General features: G+C 57.3%; 10 protein-coding genes. 4 read left to right on the forward strand and 6 right to left on the reverse strand.

All coding sequences use genetic code 11. The features are described from left to right. Nucleotides 1-90: 90 nt before the first annotated feature. Nucleotides 91-888, reverse strand: coding sequence for an enoyl-CoA hydratase/isomerase family protein (locus JW885_10230; GenBank protein ID MBN1882538.1), 798 nt, complete (start codon nt 886-888; stop codon nt 91-93). 39 nt (nt 889-927) lie between these two features. Continuing rightward, nucleotides 928-2514 (reverse strand): methylenetetrahydrofolate reductase C-terminal domain-containing protein, encoded by a 1587-nt coding sequence (locus JW885_10235; protein ID MBN1882539.1) that lies wholly within the window; start codon nt 2512-2514, stop codon nt 928-930. A gap of 230 nt (nt 2515-2744) precedes the next feature. Between JW885_10235 and JW885_10240 the strand changes: the two genes are divergently transcribed. The 3 genes from JW885_10240 (at nt 2745) to JW885_10250 (ending at nt 7303) form a co-directional block, all read left to right on the forward strand. Then, on the forward strand, nt 2745-4616 hold the full coding sequence (locus tag JW885_10240) for a formate--tetrahydrofolate ligase (protein ID MBN1882540.1): 1872 nt from the start codon (nt 2745-2747) through the stop codon (nt 4614-4616). A 47-nt stretch (nt 4617-4663) separates the two neighbouring features. After that, nucleotides 4664-5518, forward strand: a complete 855-nt coding sequence (gene folD / locus JW885_10245) for a bifunctional methylenetetrahydrofolate dehydrogenase/methenyltetrahydrofolate cyclohydrolase FolD (protein MBN1882541.1) — start codon at nt 4664-4666, stop codon at nt 5516-5518. 189 nt (nt 5519-5707) lie between these two features. Next, on the forward strand, nt 5708-7303 hold the full coding sequence (locus JW885_10250) for a phosphoglycerate dehydrogenase (protein ID MBN1882542.1): 1596 nt from the start codon (nt 5708-5710) through the stop codon (nt 7301-7303). Here the strand turns inward: JW885_10250 and JW885_10255 are convergent. The 3 genes from JW885_10255 to JW885_10265 all read right to left on the reverse strand — a co-directional run bounded on the left by JW885_10255 (nt 7300) and on the right by JW885_10265 (nt 9671). Further along, entirely contained in the window at nt 7300-7893 is a 594-nt protein-coding gene (locus tag JW885_10255; protein MBN1882543.1) for a GNAT family N-acetyltransferase, read from the reverse strand. The genes JW885_10250 and JW885_10255 overlap by 4 nt on opposite strands. A 166-nt stretch (nt 7894-8059) precedes the next feature. Then, nucleotides 8060-8788, reverse strand: coding sequence for a radical SAM protein (locus JW885_10260; protein MBN1882544.1), 729 nt, complete (start codon nt 8786-8788; stop codon nt 8060-8062). Nucleotides 8789-8876: 88 nt separating this feature from the next. Next, on the reverse strand, nt 8877-9671 hold the full coding sequence (locus JW885_10265) for a tetratricopeptide repeat protein (GenBank protein MBN1882545.1): 795 nt from the start codon (nt 9669-9671) through the stop codon (nt 8877-8879). 344 nt (nt 9672-10015) lie between these two features. On the opposite strand from JW885_10265, the gene JW885_10270 reads away from it, so the two are divergent. Further along, nucleotides 10016-11770 carry a chloride channel protein gene (locus tag JW885_10270; GenBank protein ID MBN1882546.1) on the forward strand — a complete coding sequence of 585 codons (1755 nt, stop codon included), beginning with the start codon at nt 10016-10018 and terminating at the stop codon, nt 11768-11770. Between the two features lie 231 nt (nt 11771-12001). Here the strand turns inward: JW885_10270 and JW885_10275 are convergent, their stop codons facing one another. Further along, nucleotides 12002-15031: an efflux RND transporter permease subunit gene (locus tag JW885_10275; GenBank protein ID MBN1882547.1), complete on the reverse strand. Its 3030-nt coding sequence runs from the start codon at nt 15029-15031 to the stop codon at nt 12002-12004. Nucleotides 15032-15035: the final 4 nt, after the last annotated feature.

Genomic DNA, 15035 nt, shown 5'->3' on the forward strand with positions numbered 1-15035 from the left:
CCGCTCACAATAATACAAATACCTGTCGGTGTCAAGAGAACCCCGCACGCTGCCGGTCTTTTCGGCGGCCCGAATCCCGAACACGGAAGGCTACCTGCCGGTAAATTTCGGCTTTCGCTTCTCCATGAACGCGCTGACACCCTCCTGGAAATCCTCGGCGCCCACGGTCAGGATGTACTGGTCGACATCCATATACGTGGCGGTCCTGTCCAGGGCCGTGGCAACCGCATTGACGGTCTGTTTGGTCATCGCCACCGGAACCGGCGGTTTTTCCAGGACCTTTTCCGCCAGAACCATCGCTTCTTTCAGGGCGTCTCCGTCGGGACTCATTCGCTGGGCGAATCCCCAATCGTAGGCGTCCCGTGCCGGAACTCGCTCCGCAAAGATGATGATCTCCTTGGTTCGGGCGGGCCCCACCAGGTGCACCAGCCGGGGGATGGACGCCCAGCTCATATTCATGGCCAGGGTCAGCTCCGGCACACGGATGAAGGACGATTCGGCCATGACCCGAAAATCGAGGGACGCCGTCAGCGCCACCCCGCCCCCCACGCAGAATCCCTCAATGGCCGCAATGGTGATCTGGTCAAGCTCCTCCCATGCCCGGCACATCCGGGGGCCGAATTCAATTTTCACCCGTTTCTCGGAGAGCCCCGCGCCCATTACCTCAAACAGCTCCGAATCCCCCAGGTCCATGCCCGCACTGAAGAAGTTATCTGTGCCGGTCAGGATGATGACCGAGATGTCATGACGCATGCGAAACTCCACCGCGAGATCGTGAAGCTCCTTGAGGAGCTTCACGCTCATGGTGTTTTTCTTGTCGGGACGGTTGATGCGGACCGTCGCCAGGCGTCCCGATTCCTCAATAGCCAGATACTCATATCGATTCATGCCGACCTCTCCATAGGGTGTCACGTAAGAGATACGATACTACGGTCCGGGCGCTTCTGACGGCGCCTCATTCCGCTCGGACTGTGATGTTTCGAGCGCCTTTCCCAGATGATCCCGACCGAGAAAATAGTTGCTCCAGGAAGACGTCTTCCACAGGGCCCAGTCGACAGGGGGAACCATGTTCTCCGCGATAGCCTCCTCGGTACCGGTTCGCATCATACGGCGATACGCCCGCACCCAGACGCATTGCTTTTCGTCCGGGTAGACCTCGCACCAGCCGTTTCTGCTGCCGCCGCAGGGACCGTTTCGCTGAGACTTGGGACACTGGGACATGGGACAGAGATACGCCACGTCGAGGAGGGCGCAGTCCCCGCAGTCCATGCAGTCAAAGAGCGTTACCTTCATCAATCGCTCACACAGCCCGAAGGTTTTTGTAAGAAAGTGCGATGATTCGACCAGCTTGAAAAAGGCCCGGGCGGGTCGGAAAAACGGGCTCCTCGGCTCATAGAACAGGGTGTGCACCAGGCGGGAGAAGGCATACGAAGGGGAAAACCGTTCCCGGTCGCCTCGTACTGACTCCGAGGCCCCGTTCAGCCCGGTGGCCTCATCCTTCGTGAAGTAGTAAAAACCGCCCTTCTGGGGATAGTCGAATTCATCGAGATATCGCTCCCAGTCCCCGGAAAGCTCTTCCCCGCGCACCACGATCTCCTCGACCATTTCAACGGGGATGTTGTGTCCCCCGATGTGCGCTCCGGCGCATCCCATACCCCGGGCCAGGGCGTACTGTTTCGCCGCCCGCTCGATGCGCTTCTGTTTTCCCTTGTCCGGTGCTTCCCGCTCCTGCGTCAATTGTTCAAGGAGCCTCTCCGTCACCACGCAGCCTGGAATACCCCCCCGGTGCATGACCCGGGCTGCGGGATAGGTCAGGATATAGATATTCGCCACCACCGGAATATTCAGGTCGAACAGCTGTATGTATGAAAGCAGCTCATGGAGCTTTCGGGCGTCATACCCGACCTGGGAGACGACGAATCGGGCGCCGGCCCGGACCTTTTTTGAGAGCTTTCCGTACTGACCCATCAACTCCGCCTCCAGCACCTTGAACGGAGAGACGGCCACGCCGGGGAAAAAATCGGTGGGAACGAGCTTCTGGGGCTTTCCGAGATATTCGTATTCCAGCCCCTCATTGAGGCGGCTCATGAAATCCATCACCTGCACCGGATCCAGGTCGAATACCGGACGGGCGGTGCCGCCGAATCCCTCGGGCGAGGGATAGTCGCCGCTCAGCACCAGGACGCTCTGCACGCCGACCCGCGCCAGGCCGTACAGCATGCTCTCCAGCTCGTTTCGGTTTTTGTCCCGACAGGCGAAGTGAACCAAGGGCTCAACCCCGCGGGCAAATATTTCCCGGGCGGCGAACTCCGCCGAGAGTGCCGGATTCCCCCCCGGATTGTCGGTAATGCCCACACCGTGGATGAGGCGGCTTTTCCCGGCCCGCTCCGCCGCTTCCATCACGGCCTCCTGCTGAACCTCCACGGCCCCCCGCCCCGGGATCAGCTCCCAGTTGACGGCGAATATATCAGGATCCGTCAGGGCGTTTCTAAATGTATACAGATTGGATGTCATCGATTACGCCTTTCGTCAATACACATACAGGTGACACGAATGTATCATTGCAAGTATTACATGTGACGCACGGAGCAGGAGCTCGGCAGCCGCCCGTTCCCGGTGCGAAACTGCCGCTGTCTTTTTCCAGCCGTGCTTGAATTTTTTCAACTCTTGGTATATTATATCGATTTACGTCAGATTCAAACCGTACAGTTCCAGGCGCGTATAAAAAACAACGGAGGTGTTCTATGCACGTTGATGTGAAAAAGGATGTCCCCAGTGATATCGACATATCCCAATCCGCTCGCATACAACCGGTGACGGAAATCGCCCGAAACGCAGGAATTGACGAAAAATATATCATACCCTACGGCAATTACAAGGCAAAGATTAACATATCGCTGTGTGACACCCTTGATTCCCGGCCCAACGGCAAGTATGTCCTGGTCACGGCAATCACCCCCACTCCCCTGGGGGAGGGAAAGACCATCACCACAGTGGGCCTCAGCCAGAGCCTGAAGTACATCAACAAGCCGGTATTCGCCTGCATCCGTCAGCCGTCCATGGGTCCCACCTTCGGCATCAAGGGGGGTGCCGCCGGCGGCGGTTATGCCCAGGTGATCCCGATGGAGGAATTCAACCTGCACCTGACGGGAGACATCCACGCCATCAGCGCCGCGCACAACCTCATGGCCGCGGCCATAGACGCCCGCAGGCTCCACGAAAGCCGCCATACCGATGGAGAGATGTTCGACCTGCTTATCAGAAACGATGCCTTTACTCCGTCCCAGAAAAGAAGACTTGAAAAATTGGGGATCGACGCACAGAAAAAGCCGGGGAAACTTTCCGAGGATGAAAAGCGGCGTTTCGCCTTTCTGGATATTGAAGACAACTCAATCGACTTCAACAGGGTGGTGGACATCAATGATTCATCCCTCAGGTATACCGTGATCGGCCTGGGAGGGGGGCTTGACGGCCGGACCCGGCAGGCCCAGTACGACATCGCCGTGGCGTCGGAGCTGATGGCCATCCTCGCCCTGACCACCAATTATCGCGATCTCAGGGAGCGGCTGGGGCGTATCATCTTCGCACACTCCCGGAACAAGGCGCCCCTCACCGCCGAGGACCTGGGGGTGGCGGGAGCCATGGCCGTTATCATGAAGGACACCCTCCACCCCACCTTGATGCAGACGCTCAACGGATCACCGGTCTTCGTTCACGCGGGACCTTTCGCCAACATCGCCCACGGAAACTCCTCGATCATCGCCGATAAGATGGCCCTCAAGCTTGTGCCCGACGGCTTCGTGGTGACCGAGGCCGGATTCGGCGCGGATTGCGGCATGGAAAAGTTCATGAACATCAAGTGTCGCTACTCCGGTCTGAGGCCGGACTGCGTGGTGATGGTCGCCACCATCCGGGCGCTGAAGATGCACGGCGGGGGTGAGGCGGTTTCTCCAGGAAAGCCGCTGCCGGACTGCTACCGAACGGAGAACACAGAACTGGTCAAAAAGGGCGCGGCGAACTTGACATTTCACATAAAAAACATTATGAAGTACGGCGTGCCCGTGGTAGTGGCGATCAATCGGTTCACGGACGACACCGAACGCGAGATCGACATCGTCCGAAACGCAAGCCTCGACGCCGGCGCCGTGGACGCCTGCATCAGCGACGTCTTCAGCAAGGGAGAGGCCGGCGGCGCCGTCCTTGCCGAGGCGGTGGTGAAGGCGTGCGAGGAGCCGTCGGATTTTAAATTTCTCTATCCTCTGGAAATGCCCATAGACGAAAAAATCAGGGTCATCGGCCATGAAATGTACAACGCCGGTCGTGTGGGCATCTATCCGGAGGTCATGCAATTGATCGAATACTATACGGATCTCGGGTATGGAGAGCTGCCGATCTGCATGGCGAAGACGCACCTCTCCATCTCCCATAATCCAAATCTGAAAGGAGTGCCGGACGACTATCGTCTGCCGGTCAAGCATATCCGCTTGAGCGCGGGCGCCGGCTTTCTCTATCCCCTCTGCGGCGACATGCGTACGATGCCCGGTCTCCCGTCTCGACCGGCCTTCATGGATGTCGAGCTGGATACCGACACCGGCAGGGTATTGGGGCTTTTCTAATGCACTGCACACACACGGATCTCTGAAATTATTCCGAGGAGCACAACATGGATACTCTCATAGACGGTAAAGCGATAGCGGCCGATGTCAGGAAGGAAGTGGCAAAAAAAGTCGCCGAGATGAAGAAAAAAGCGGGGATCGTCCCCCGCCTGAAGGTCATCATGGTGGGTGACGATCCGGCCTCGAAGGTATACGTGAACCTCAAGTCCAAGGCGTCGATTGAGGTGGGCATCGACGAGGAGACCATCACCCGTCCTGCGGATTTCTCCCAAGAGGAATTGATCGACCTGGTCCATTCCCTCAACAACGACGATACCGTCAACGGCGTTTTGGTGCAGCTCCCGCTGCCCGAGGGTATCGATGCAGAAACAGTCACAATGGAAATCGACCCGGAAAAGGACGTGGACGGGATTACGCCGGCCAATTTCGGCAGACTCCTGACCCAACGCGCCCCCCTGGAACCCTGCACTCCCTTGGGAGTGATGGAGCTGCTTCATCGGCACAATGTGGAGATAAAGGGAAAGGCCGCAACCATCGTGGGACGGTCCAACATCGTCGGGAAGCCCGTCGCCCTGATGCTGATGCGGGAACATGCCACCATCACCATCTGCCATTCCAGAACGGTCGACCTCGACCGGAGGGTGTCCGATGCGGACATCCTCATCGCCGCCACCGGGGTCCCCCGGATGATCAAGGGGGAATGGATCAAGGAGGGGGCGGTGGTGATCGATGTGGGCGTCAATCGGCTGGAGGACGGGAGCCTGGCGGGGGATGTTGATTTCGATGCGGCCAGGAAACGGGCGTCACTCATCACGCCGGTACCCGGCGGCGTCGGCCCCATGACCATCGCCATGCTGATGAAAAACACCCTGGCCGCCGCACAGAGACAGAACGGCCTGTGAGAATTACGGCCGATATCCCGGCGGAATCAACCGCTATGGACATCATCCACTCCGGAAAAGGCGAAAAGCCGGCCCCGGGGCCCGCTCTTACATCTGGAATTTTTTGTATAAGAATCCGGTTGACATTCCTCACAATCATACTACAATGATCTGTCCACATCACGAACCACCATATGGGGCCAGAGATCGATGACCAAACGAATCCGAATTCTCGCTGCGTTTCCGCTTGCCGATTCGGCGCTTCAAAAACTCGCTGATACCGGCACATTTGATGTTACCGTGAAGGCGAACATCGAAGGGAAAGACCTTGCCAAGGCCGCCTCGGGCGTCGATATCCTAATCGTTTCGGACACCACAATTATCGACAGCTCAATCATTGAGAAAGCCGACTCCCTCAAGGTCATCGCCGTTGCCGGTATCGATACCGAAAACATGGACCTCGACTCCATCACCTCCCGGGGTATTCTCGTAATGAATACCCCCAAGGCCCGCACCATCGCCATTGCGGAACACACCATATCGATGCTCATGGCTCTCTGCCGGAACATCCCCCAGGCCACCGCCTCCATGAAAGGGGGAAAATGGGAGAAGAAAAAGTTCATGGGCACGGAAGTATACAACAAGACCCTGGGCATCCTGGGACTGGGGAATGTCGGGCGGGATGTGGCGACGCTGGCCATGCGCATCGGCATGCGGGTGATCGCCCAGGACCCCTATGTCTCCGAAAGCGTGGCCGCCCGCGTCGGCGTGAAACTGGTGGACCTGGATCACCTGCTGAAGCATTCCGATTTCATCACCATCCACACCCCCCTCACCGATCGCACAAAAAACCGCATCGACGTCAAGGCGTTTAAAAAGATGAAGAAGGGCGTGCGCATCATCAACTGTGCGGGCGGCGGCATCGTATCCGAAAACCACCTGCTCTGGGCCCTCGAAAAGGGGATCGTTGCAGGGGCGGCACTGGATGTGTTTGAAGGTGAACCGGAAATGAACAAGGAGATCCTCGAAAACGAGAAAATCATTCTGACGCCCCACCTCGCCGGCGCGACAGAAGAGGCCCACGAAAAGGTTTCGATGACCGTGGCCGATCAGATAATCGATTACACGGGCGACGGCACCGTCACAAGTCCCGTCAATTTTCTTGCCATCAGCCCGGACACTCTGGATGTGATACGGCCCTATCTCCACCTGGGAGAAAAGATCGGCAGCTTCGCCGGGCAGATTATCGACGCCGAAACGCACATCTCCCAGATCGAGATATCATACCTCGGCGCCATGATGGAGCTCCCCGTCTCCCCCATCACCCCCCATATCCTCAAAAACTTCCTCGGCCATGTGACGGACCGCAAGGTCAACGGCGTCAACGCGCCGGTTATCGCACAGGAATCGAACATCTACGTGCGCGAGAGGACATCCCGGGAGACCGAGGATTACTCCAGCGAGCTCGTTCTCTCCCTTACGGGAGACCACCTCTCCCTGACGGTCATCGGGGCCATCATCGGCAGTCGTCCCCGCATTGTCAAGGTGGATGACTACTTCGTCGAGGCGATACCCGAAGGATACATGCTCTATGTCTCCAATGCGGATTTCCCCGGTGTTGTGGGGAGCGTGGGAAGTGTTCTGGGCGAGGCGGGGGTAAACATCGGCCGCATGCAGCTTGCCCGGGACAACAATAAACAGCAGAATCTGATTCTCATCAACCTGGACAGCCCCGTGGACGACGCGGTCATCGAAAAGCTCTCGGCCCTTGAGAACGTCCGTGACGTGTGTATGCTGAAGTTTTAGCGGCCTGAAGAGTTCCGCCGCCCCTTAGGCTTCCCGTCCGCCCGGTCTCCATCCCTCCCGGAAGGTGAGAGGATAAGCTCCATCTCTACATCCCCGTCCGTCGCCTCTCCCCGGAACTCAAATCCCCGTCTTCTGTGCAGCCTGATGACCGGGATGTTTTGTCGATCCACCACGATCCACAGGCGTCTTTTATTCATGTAACGGACCGTCTCGATGACCGATTCCATCAAGAGACACCCCACCCCGGCATGTTGCTCCGTGGGCAAGAGCGCCATGAAATACTCACACGATTCGGTGTCCGTGGGAATGACCGCTGCATGACCGATGACCGTCCCATCTGGATCCATTACCACGATGTTTTTTCTCTCGCCGGCAAAGAATCGTCGGACCCATTTGTCAAGGGATTCGGGATCGGCGGGGGGAAGCCCCAGGATACCCTTCTTCGGAGTGTAGGTCTGGTACATCTGAAGGATCGCCGGAAGGTCTTTGTCTCCGGCGAACCGGCAAACATGTTCACGATGGCGGGAATCGTAAAAATGTTCCACCGGTATGTGTTCATACCACGAAAGGCCGTCCGCCCGATCTTCCATGACGGCTCTCCCATAGATTGGTTGGTATGAATGAATATAAAACAGCCCGCCGCGCCCGGACAGAGGAGGATCTGGTCTGACGATGCGGCACAGGTGAGGTCGGATTTCAATACATCGGATGCGTATTAGTGTACCACCATCGGAGATAAAACGCAATATTGTCTTATCACGGTGCGATAATCACGGCCCGCTCCCCGATGCGCCGGGCAAGGGCACGCAAACGCTCCCTGGGCGCCGCCAGGTGACGGACCCTGGGAGATGTCGGCGTATCGATATGCACGTGATCGGGATCGATGGACAGCACCCTTTGTGCAAGGGCGTCCAGTTCCGGGTCGCTGTCGGTTATACCTGAGCATACCATCACCTCCAGCCAGAGCCTCCCCGTCATTTCCCCCTTGATGTGGGAAAGCCCCGCACACACATCATCGAAGCGAACATCGGGGTGGGGACGATGAACGAGCTGAAACGTCTCAGGGCCCCCCGCGTGCAGGTATGCGATGACGATATCGAAACCCGTCATCTCCCGCCTGAGCGAAGGGCGCGCCAGGAGACCGCCGGAGGTCAGGATCGCCGTGGGAAGGCGTGTCTCCCGCCGAATGAGCGCCTCGATCTCTCCAATGTGGAGATTGAGGGTCGCCTCGCCGAAACCGGCGATGGTGATCGTGTCTATCTTTCTATCCTGTGCCTCGAGCTCCGAAAGTCTGTACGTCAGCGCCTCGATGACATCATTCGGCGCGATATGGCTTTTCCGATCAACGGTCAGGTCGGTCGTCGGCCCCAGGGTGCAGTGGATGCAGTCGTACGGGCAGGCCTTTCTCGGGACCAGGGATATACCCAGGGACCGCCCCAGCCTCCGGGACGTGACTGGCCCATATATGGGAGAAACATCCGTCATGGTGTGAAACGTGAAAAAACTGTCGGGATGTGATTGTATAACGACATCAGAAGAGACAATGGTGTGGTGAGCGAGATGGCACGCTGTATCACCGTATACGGTCGATGTCCTCGAGCCCGCCCGCTTCCAGCGCGTCCCTGATAACACGGCGCCAGCGGCGATAATCCGGCTCCTCTATTTTATCCGGCTCGATTTCGGCGGCATCCGCCAGTATCTCAACGGCCCGATCAAAATCCCCCAGCGCCTGATAACAGGCGGCAAGATACACCACGGCCCGAAGGAAGTCGGCATGTGTCGTTCGGGCCTCCTCCGCATAGAGCAGGGCCTTTTCCTGACTGCGTTCCGGCCAGGGAGCCAGGCGATAATATGCAGACAATCCCAGCGGCACCAGGCCGTTTTCATACGCCGGGTCTTTGCCGTAACACCACAGAAGCTCCGAAAGCACCTCCTCGAATACGCCGCTCTGCATGGCCTCGAGGGTGCCGACGCCGTATACATAATGGGAGGCGCACAGGGCGTAATAGAGATGCCCCTCCAGTGCGTCCGGAGCCATCAGCCGGGCGCGGTCCGCCAGTTCCATGCCCATACGCGACAGCTCGATGTGGTCTTCGGGATCGTTCGACACTGCAAGCATCTGGTCGGACATCCACCAGCAGGACCGGGCGGCCTTCCAGTGGGATTCAAAATGATACACGTCCTCATCGGCCGCGGCGACGTAGGCGTCCAGGGCCTTCTTGTTGTTTGGGTCGCCGTACGCGCCCCGCCCGTCCCACGCCTCGTCCCCCGTGTTCAGAAAATCGGACACATCCTGGGCGGCGACGGAGACGTTGAAAAGCGCAGGAATCACCAGACATAAAAGAACAATACGATAGGCTCTCTTCATGCATATACACCGGATAAAAGTTTTTACTATTGTACCCTCCCCGATGCGTGCAATCAACTCTTTTATTGCCCATCCTTCACCTTTCACATTTTCCCGGCGGTGCCTCAGAGAGCGCGGACGGTATTGGGTAGGGTGAGTCATGTGTTATCGTATGCCCCGAAAAAGACAAAACGACGCGCGGGCCGATCTCCGTCCGACATCTCCCGATGGTGCACCCGTACGGTTTCCCCTTCCCCCACTCCGTATCACAAGAAAACTATTTCTTTTTTACAGTGTCTATGGTATACAATGTGATTTGGTTCACGTCTTTTTTGACCCATCGTTTTTAGTTTTTTATTTCAAGCATGCAATCGCTCTCCAAACGCATCACGCATATTCTCGATAGATTCGAACAAACCGAGCACGCATTTCTCTTTATCAACGCCATTCTCATCGGCATTATGGCCGGTTTCGGAGCCGCGGGATTCCGCTATCTCATTTATCTGTTTCAACACCTCTTTTACGGCCCCTTCGACAACTATCTGTGGCGCATCAGCGAAATTCCCTGGTACTACAAGCTCCTCGTTCCGACGGTCGCAGGCCTGATCCTGGGACCGATGATCTACCACTTCAGGGAACTGAAGGGACACGGCGTCCCCGAGGTCATGAACGCCGTGGTGCTCAAGGGAGGGCGGCTCCCCCCCCGGGCGGTGTTGCTGAAGGCCCTGGCCTCGGCCCTGACGATCGCCTCGGGCGGCTCGGTGGGGCGGGAGGGCCCCATCGTGATGATCGGCTCCACGATGGGTAGTAGCTTGGGACAGCTTTACGACACCTCCACCCAGCGCATGCGGACGTTCGTGGCCTGCGGGGCCGCGGGGGCCATCGCCGCCACCTTCAACGCCCCCATCGCAGGGGCGATCTTTTCCATCGAGGTCATCATGGGGGAGTTCGCCATCGAACATTTTTCCCCCATCGTCGTCAGCTCGGTCATCGCCACCGCCGTTTCACATCAGCTCACCGGGAACATCCCCTCGTTCATCATCCCGACATACGAGCTGATCAGTGTGGTGGAACTGGGCAACTACGCGGTACTCGGCCTTGCCGCGGCCCTGGTGGCGCTTCTCTATACGAACGTCCTGTATAAGACCGAAGACCTGTTCGACCTCCTCCCCATACCCCTGTACCTTCATCCAGCCCTGGGGGGACTGGCAATCGGCACCATAGGCATTTTCTTTCCCCAGGTTTTCGGCGTCGGGTACGAGACCGTCGATATGGTATTGAGCGGCCAGCGTATCGCGTGGACATTTCTTCTCTCTCTGACCTTCATCAAAATACTGGCGACATCCATTACCCTGGGATCCGGGGGGTCGGGCGGCATCTTCGCCCCGTCCCTCTTCATCGGGGCGACACTTGGGGGGGCGATGGGATACCTCTTCCAGGCCGTGCTGCCGGAAATGACCGCTCCCATCGGGGCCTACGCCCTGGTGGGAATGGGGGCGATGGTGGCCGGGACGACTCACGGCCCCTTGACGGCGATTTTGATTATTTTCGAGATGACCCATGATTACAAGATCATACTCCCCCTGATGATCGCCTGTATCATCAGCACCGTCGTCGCACGCTCGATCCAGATCGACTCCATATACACCCTCAAACTGGTCAGGAGGGGAATCAACATCTACAAGGGGCGGGAACTGAACGTCCTGAAGTCCCTCTATGTCAAGGAGGTCATGCGCACCGAGTTCGAAGAGGTGCCGGAGCATACCCCCTTCTCCAGCCTGATGGACCTTATATCCGAGAGCACCTTTTCATACTTCCCGGTGGTCAACACCGAGGGCCTTCTCACCGGCATCTTTTCCCTCAACGATCTGAGACGTATCGTCAGGGAGGAGGAATCCCTGCATCTTCTGATCGTTGCCGAGGACATCGCCGCGAAGGACGTCATCACGACTCATCCCGATGAAAACCTGAGCGATGTGATAAAGAAATTCGGCCGACTGAACATCGAGGAGATACCGGTCATGGAGCGGGAGGGTTCCCGGAAGGTGGTGGGAATGATCAAAAGAAAGGACGTCATCGAGGCCTATAACCGAGAGATGCTCACCAGGGAGCTGGCGTAGCGGGACACTCCATTTTCGGAGACATCCGGTCCTCCCCGTCATTCCCCGCCCAATCGTCCCGGGCATCACCCCGTTTTTTTTGGATATCCAATCACGGTTTCACGGCTGTGGCACGTCAATCACGCTGAAACGAACGGGGTGACGATATCCCGTCACCCCGTTACTATTTCGCCGCAGCGAAAAATCCGCTGCATACCTCAGCCGACTCCCTCCCCTCACACGGCGCCTTCCCTACTCACTTCGAGCCAGCTTCTCCTTGATATCCTCCACGACCACATAGAGGCAGGGAATCACGATCAGGGTCAGCACCATCGCGAACAGGAGCCCCCACACGATCGATACCGCCATCGGCGTGAGCATCGGCTCCCTGCCGCCGATCCCCAGAGCCATGGGTAACAGCCCCCCGATGGTCGTGAGGGTGGTCAGGATAATCGGTCTCAGTCGAACCTTTCCGCTCTCAATCACGGCATGTTCAACGTCCATACCCTTTTCCCTGGATCGATTGATAAAATCGATCATGACCAGGGAGTCGTTTATCACGATGCCGACCAGGGCGATGACACCGACAAGCGCCATCATGGAAAGCTCCACGTTGGAGATAAACAGGCCGTATACCACGCCGATGAAGGAAAGGGGAACCGTCGCCATGATAATCAGCGGTTGCACATACGACCTGAAGAGGGCCACCAGGATCACATAGATAAGCAGGATGGCGACAAGAAACGATTGATACAGAGACGTCAGGGATTCCCCGATACGCTCAAACTCTCCGCCGTAATCGAAGGTGTATCCCGGATACACGTCGCTTCGATAGCCGAATGTATCGATGAGGTAATTATTGACTTCGCTCGATGTCGTGACACCTTCAATGACGTCGGCTGAAACGGAAATATCGCGCATCCTGTCGGTACGGCTTATTCTCAACAATCCCTTGCCGAACTCGATATCCGCAAACGCCTTGACCGGTATCCTCTCTCCGGTATCGCTGGTAACGGAAAAGTTGAGCAGATTATCGATGTTCTGCATGTCCTCGTCGTATTTCACCTGGATCTCGATTTTATCGCTCCCCTCCCGAATATCCCCGGCGTCGCCGCCGGAAAAGGCGCTCCTCAGCTCCGATGAGACGTTTGTAATGGATAACCCCAGGGTCCCCATGACATACTCATCGAAGTAAAATCTGACCTCTTCTTTCCCCTTCACGAAATCGTCATCGATATCCGTCACCCCCGGGATCTCCGCCAGCGTGTCCTTGAACATGTCCGTCAACACCAGGAGGGTGTCATAATCGTCACCATGGATATGTACCTCCACCGCCGAACCGCCCGACGGGCCCGATCCCCGCTCCTGATAGGTAATGGACGTGGGACCGGAAATCAGGTTCGTCTTCTCCCTGAGCTCATTGATGAATACATCGGAGCCGACCTTTTTATATCCGTGCTCGGTCAGCTCCACCTGAACCCTGCCGCTGTTATCGCCGACCGAGGTAATGACGCCCGCCACCTCCTCTTCGGGAAGCTCCTGGGCGTATTTCTCCACCTCTCTGACGATGCGATCGGTCTCCTCCAGGTTTGTATCCACCGGCATGGTAATGTTGATGTTGAATTTCTCCGCGATCATTCTTCCCATAAAGGTTATCTTCAGCGTCATAACGCCGAAGATGACGGTGAACACGGCAAGGCCCAGGGCACCGAATACGACCATATAGCGCCTATTGATCAGCGATGCAATAACACTTCCATAGTACTCCCTGATGTTGTTGAACCAGGCCTTGGTATCCCTCTCGTTCCTTCTTCCTTTTTTGCCGAATTCCACCAGGTGTGAGGGGAGAATGAGAAACGCCTCGAGCAGGGACGCCAAAAGCACTGTGATCACCACGATGGCGATGGTATTCATGATCTTGCCGAGGATGCCCACCATGATGGTGAGGGGGATGAACACCACAATATTGGTGGCGATGGCGGCCGTCACCGGCATGGTGACCTCGTTGGTGCCGACGACCGTGGCCTCCGCCAGCGTATGCCCCTCCTCAAGGTAGCGAAAGGTGTTTTCGGCCACGACGATGGCGTCATCGACGACGATGCCGAGCACAAGTATGAGGGCGAACATGGAGAGGAGGTTGAAGGTAATCCCCATCGCGTACATGACGATGATCGTGGCTAAAAACGAGAAGGGAATGCCTATGGAAGACCAGAAGGCGACCCGCGAATCGAGAAAGACGTAGAGCACAAAAATCACCAGGATCATGCCGAAGAGCCCGTTTAAGAGTAAAGTCTTGAGCCGGGCTCTCACGTATTTCGATTCATCCATCAGGAGGGTAATGTTCGCCCCTTCCGGGAGGTATGCGGACTCCTCCTCGACGAGCACCTTGACGTCGTCGACGATGTCGATGACGTCCCCGAGGGCCTTCTTCTTGACCGACAGCGTGACCGCCCGGTGTCCGTTGAGCCTGGAGAGGCTCTCTTCCTCCTCGAATGTCTTGGTGACCCGGGCCAGGTCCCCGACGGTGATATTGACACCGTCGTGTGATGCGACCACGACGTCCTCGATATCCTCCACGGTCTCCACCTCCCCGATGGCCCTGATGAGGATCTCCTTCGTGCCGTTGTCGATACTGCCGCTGGGGGTGTTCAGGTTGCGCCGTCTGATCGCCGAAATGATCTCGGACAAACTCAGGTTGGTCGCCTCGAGCTTCAGGGGATCCACCTCCACCCAGAATTCCCGGTCGCGGTATCCGCTTATATCAACGGAGCTGACCCCGTCTATCAGCTCCAGCTCGTCCTGCATCCAGTCGGCCAGGTCACGAAGCTCGCTCTCCGGGATGTCTCCCCACAAGGCCACCGAGATAACGCCGAATTCCGGATCGAACTTGACGCAATCCGGGTCATCCGCGTCCTCGGGGAGGTCGCCGACCTTGTCCACCTCGTTTTTGATGTCGTTGAGAAGCTGGTCGAGCGCCGCCCCCTCGATGTCCGCCTCCGCCTGGACGTTAATAACCGACATCCCCTCGGAGCTGGTCGACGTGATCTCGTCGATGCCGTCCACATCGGAGATCTCGTCTTCGATGGGAATGGTGACAAGGTTCTCCATTTCCTCCGGCGATGCGCCGGCATAGCTGGTGGAGATGGTGATATACCCAAAATCAAACGAGGGGAACACCTCCCTGCTGAGATGGGTCGAAAAATAGAGTCCCAGTATAAACACGACGATGGTGATGACGTTCACCAGGGCGGAGTTCTTTATCGAAAATCGTGCGATAGACATAATG

Source organism: Candidatus Zymogenaceae bacterium, from assembly GCA_016931225.1.
In the GTDB taxonomy this organism is placed as follows: domain Bacteria; phylum Desulfobacterota; class Zymogenia; order Zymogenales; family Zymogenaceae; genus JAFGFE01.

Coding starts and splice junctions, on each gene's coding strand:
- JW885_10260 (MBN1882544.1), bottom strand. CDS start 8,788: ATGACGGATGTTTCTCCCATATATGGGCCAGTCACGTCCCGGAGGCTG.
- JW885_10230 (MBN1882538.1), bottom strand. CDS start 888: ATGAATCGATATGAGTATCTGGCTATTGAGGAATCGGGACGCCTGGCG.
- JW885_10265 (MBN1882545.1), bottom strand. CDS start 9,671: ATGAAGAGAGCCTATCGTATTGTTCTTTTATGTCTGGTGATTCCTGCG.
- JW885_10270 (MBN1882546.1), top strand. CDS start 10,016: ATGCAATCGCTCTCCAAACGCATCACGCATATTCTCGATAGATTCGAA.
- folD (MBN1882541.1), top strand. CDS start 4,664: ATGGATACTCTCATAGACGGTAAAGCGATAGCGGCCGATGTCAGGAAG.
- JW885_10255 (MBN1882543.1), bottom strand. CDS start 7,893: ATGGAAGATCGGGCGGACGGCCTTTCGTGGTATGAACACATACCGGTG.
- JW885_10250 (MBN1882542.1), top strand. CDS start 5,708: ATGACCAAACGAATCCGAATTCTCGCTGCGTTTCCGCTTGCCGATTCG.
- JW885_10275 (MBN1882547.1), bottom strand. CDS start 15,031: ATGTCTATCGCACGATTTTCGATAAAGAACTCCGCCCTGGTGAACGTC.
- JW885_10240 (MBN1882540.1), top strand. CDS start 2,745: ATGCACGTTGATGTGAAAAAGGATGTCCCCAGTGATATCGACATATCC.
- JW885_10235 (MBN1882539.1), bottom strand. CDS start 2,514: ATGACATCCAATCTGTATACATTTAGAAACGCCCTGACGGATCCTGAT.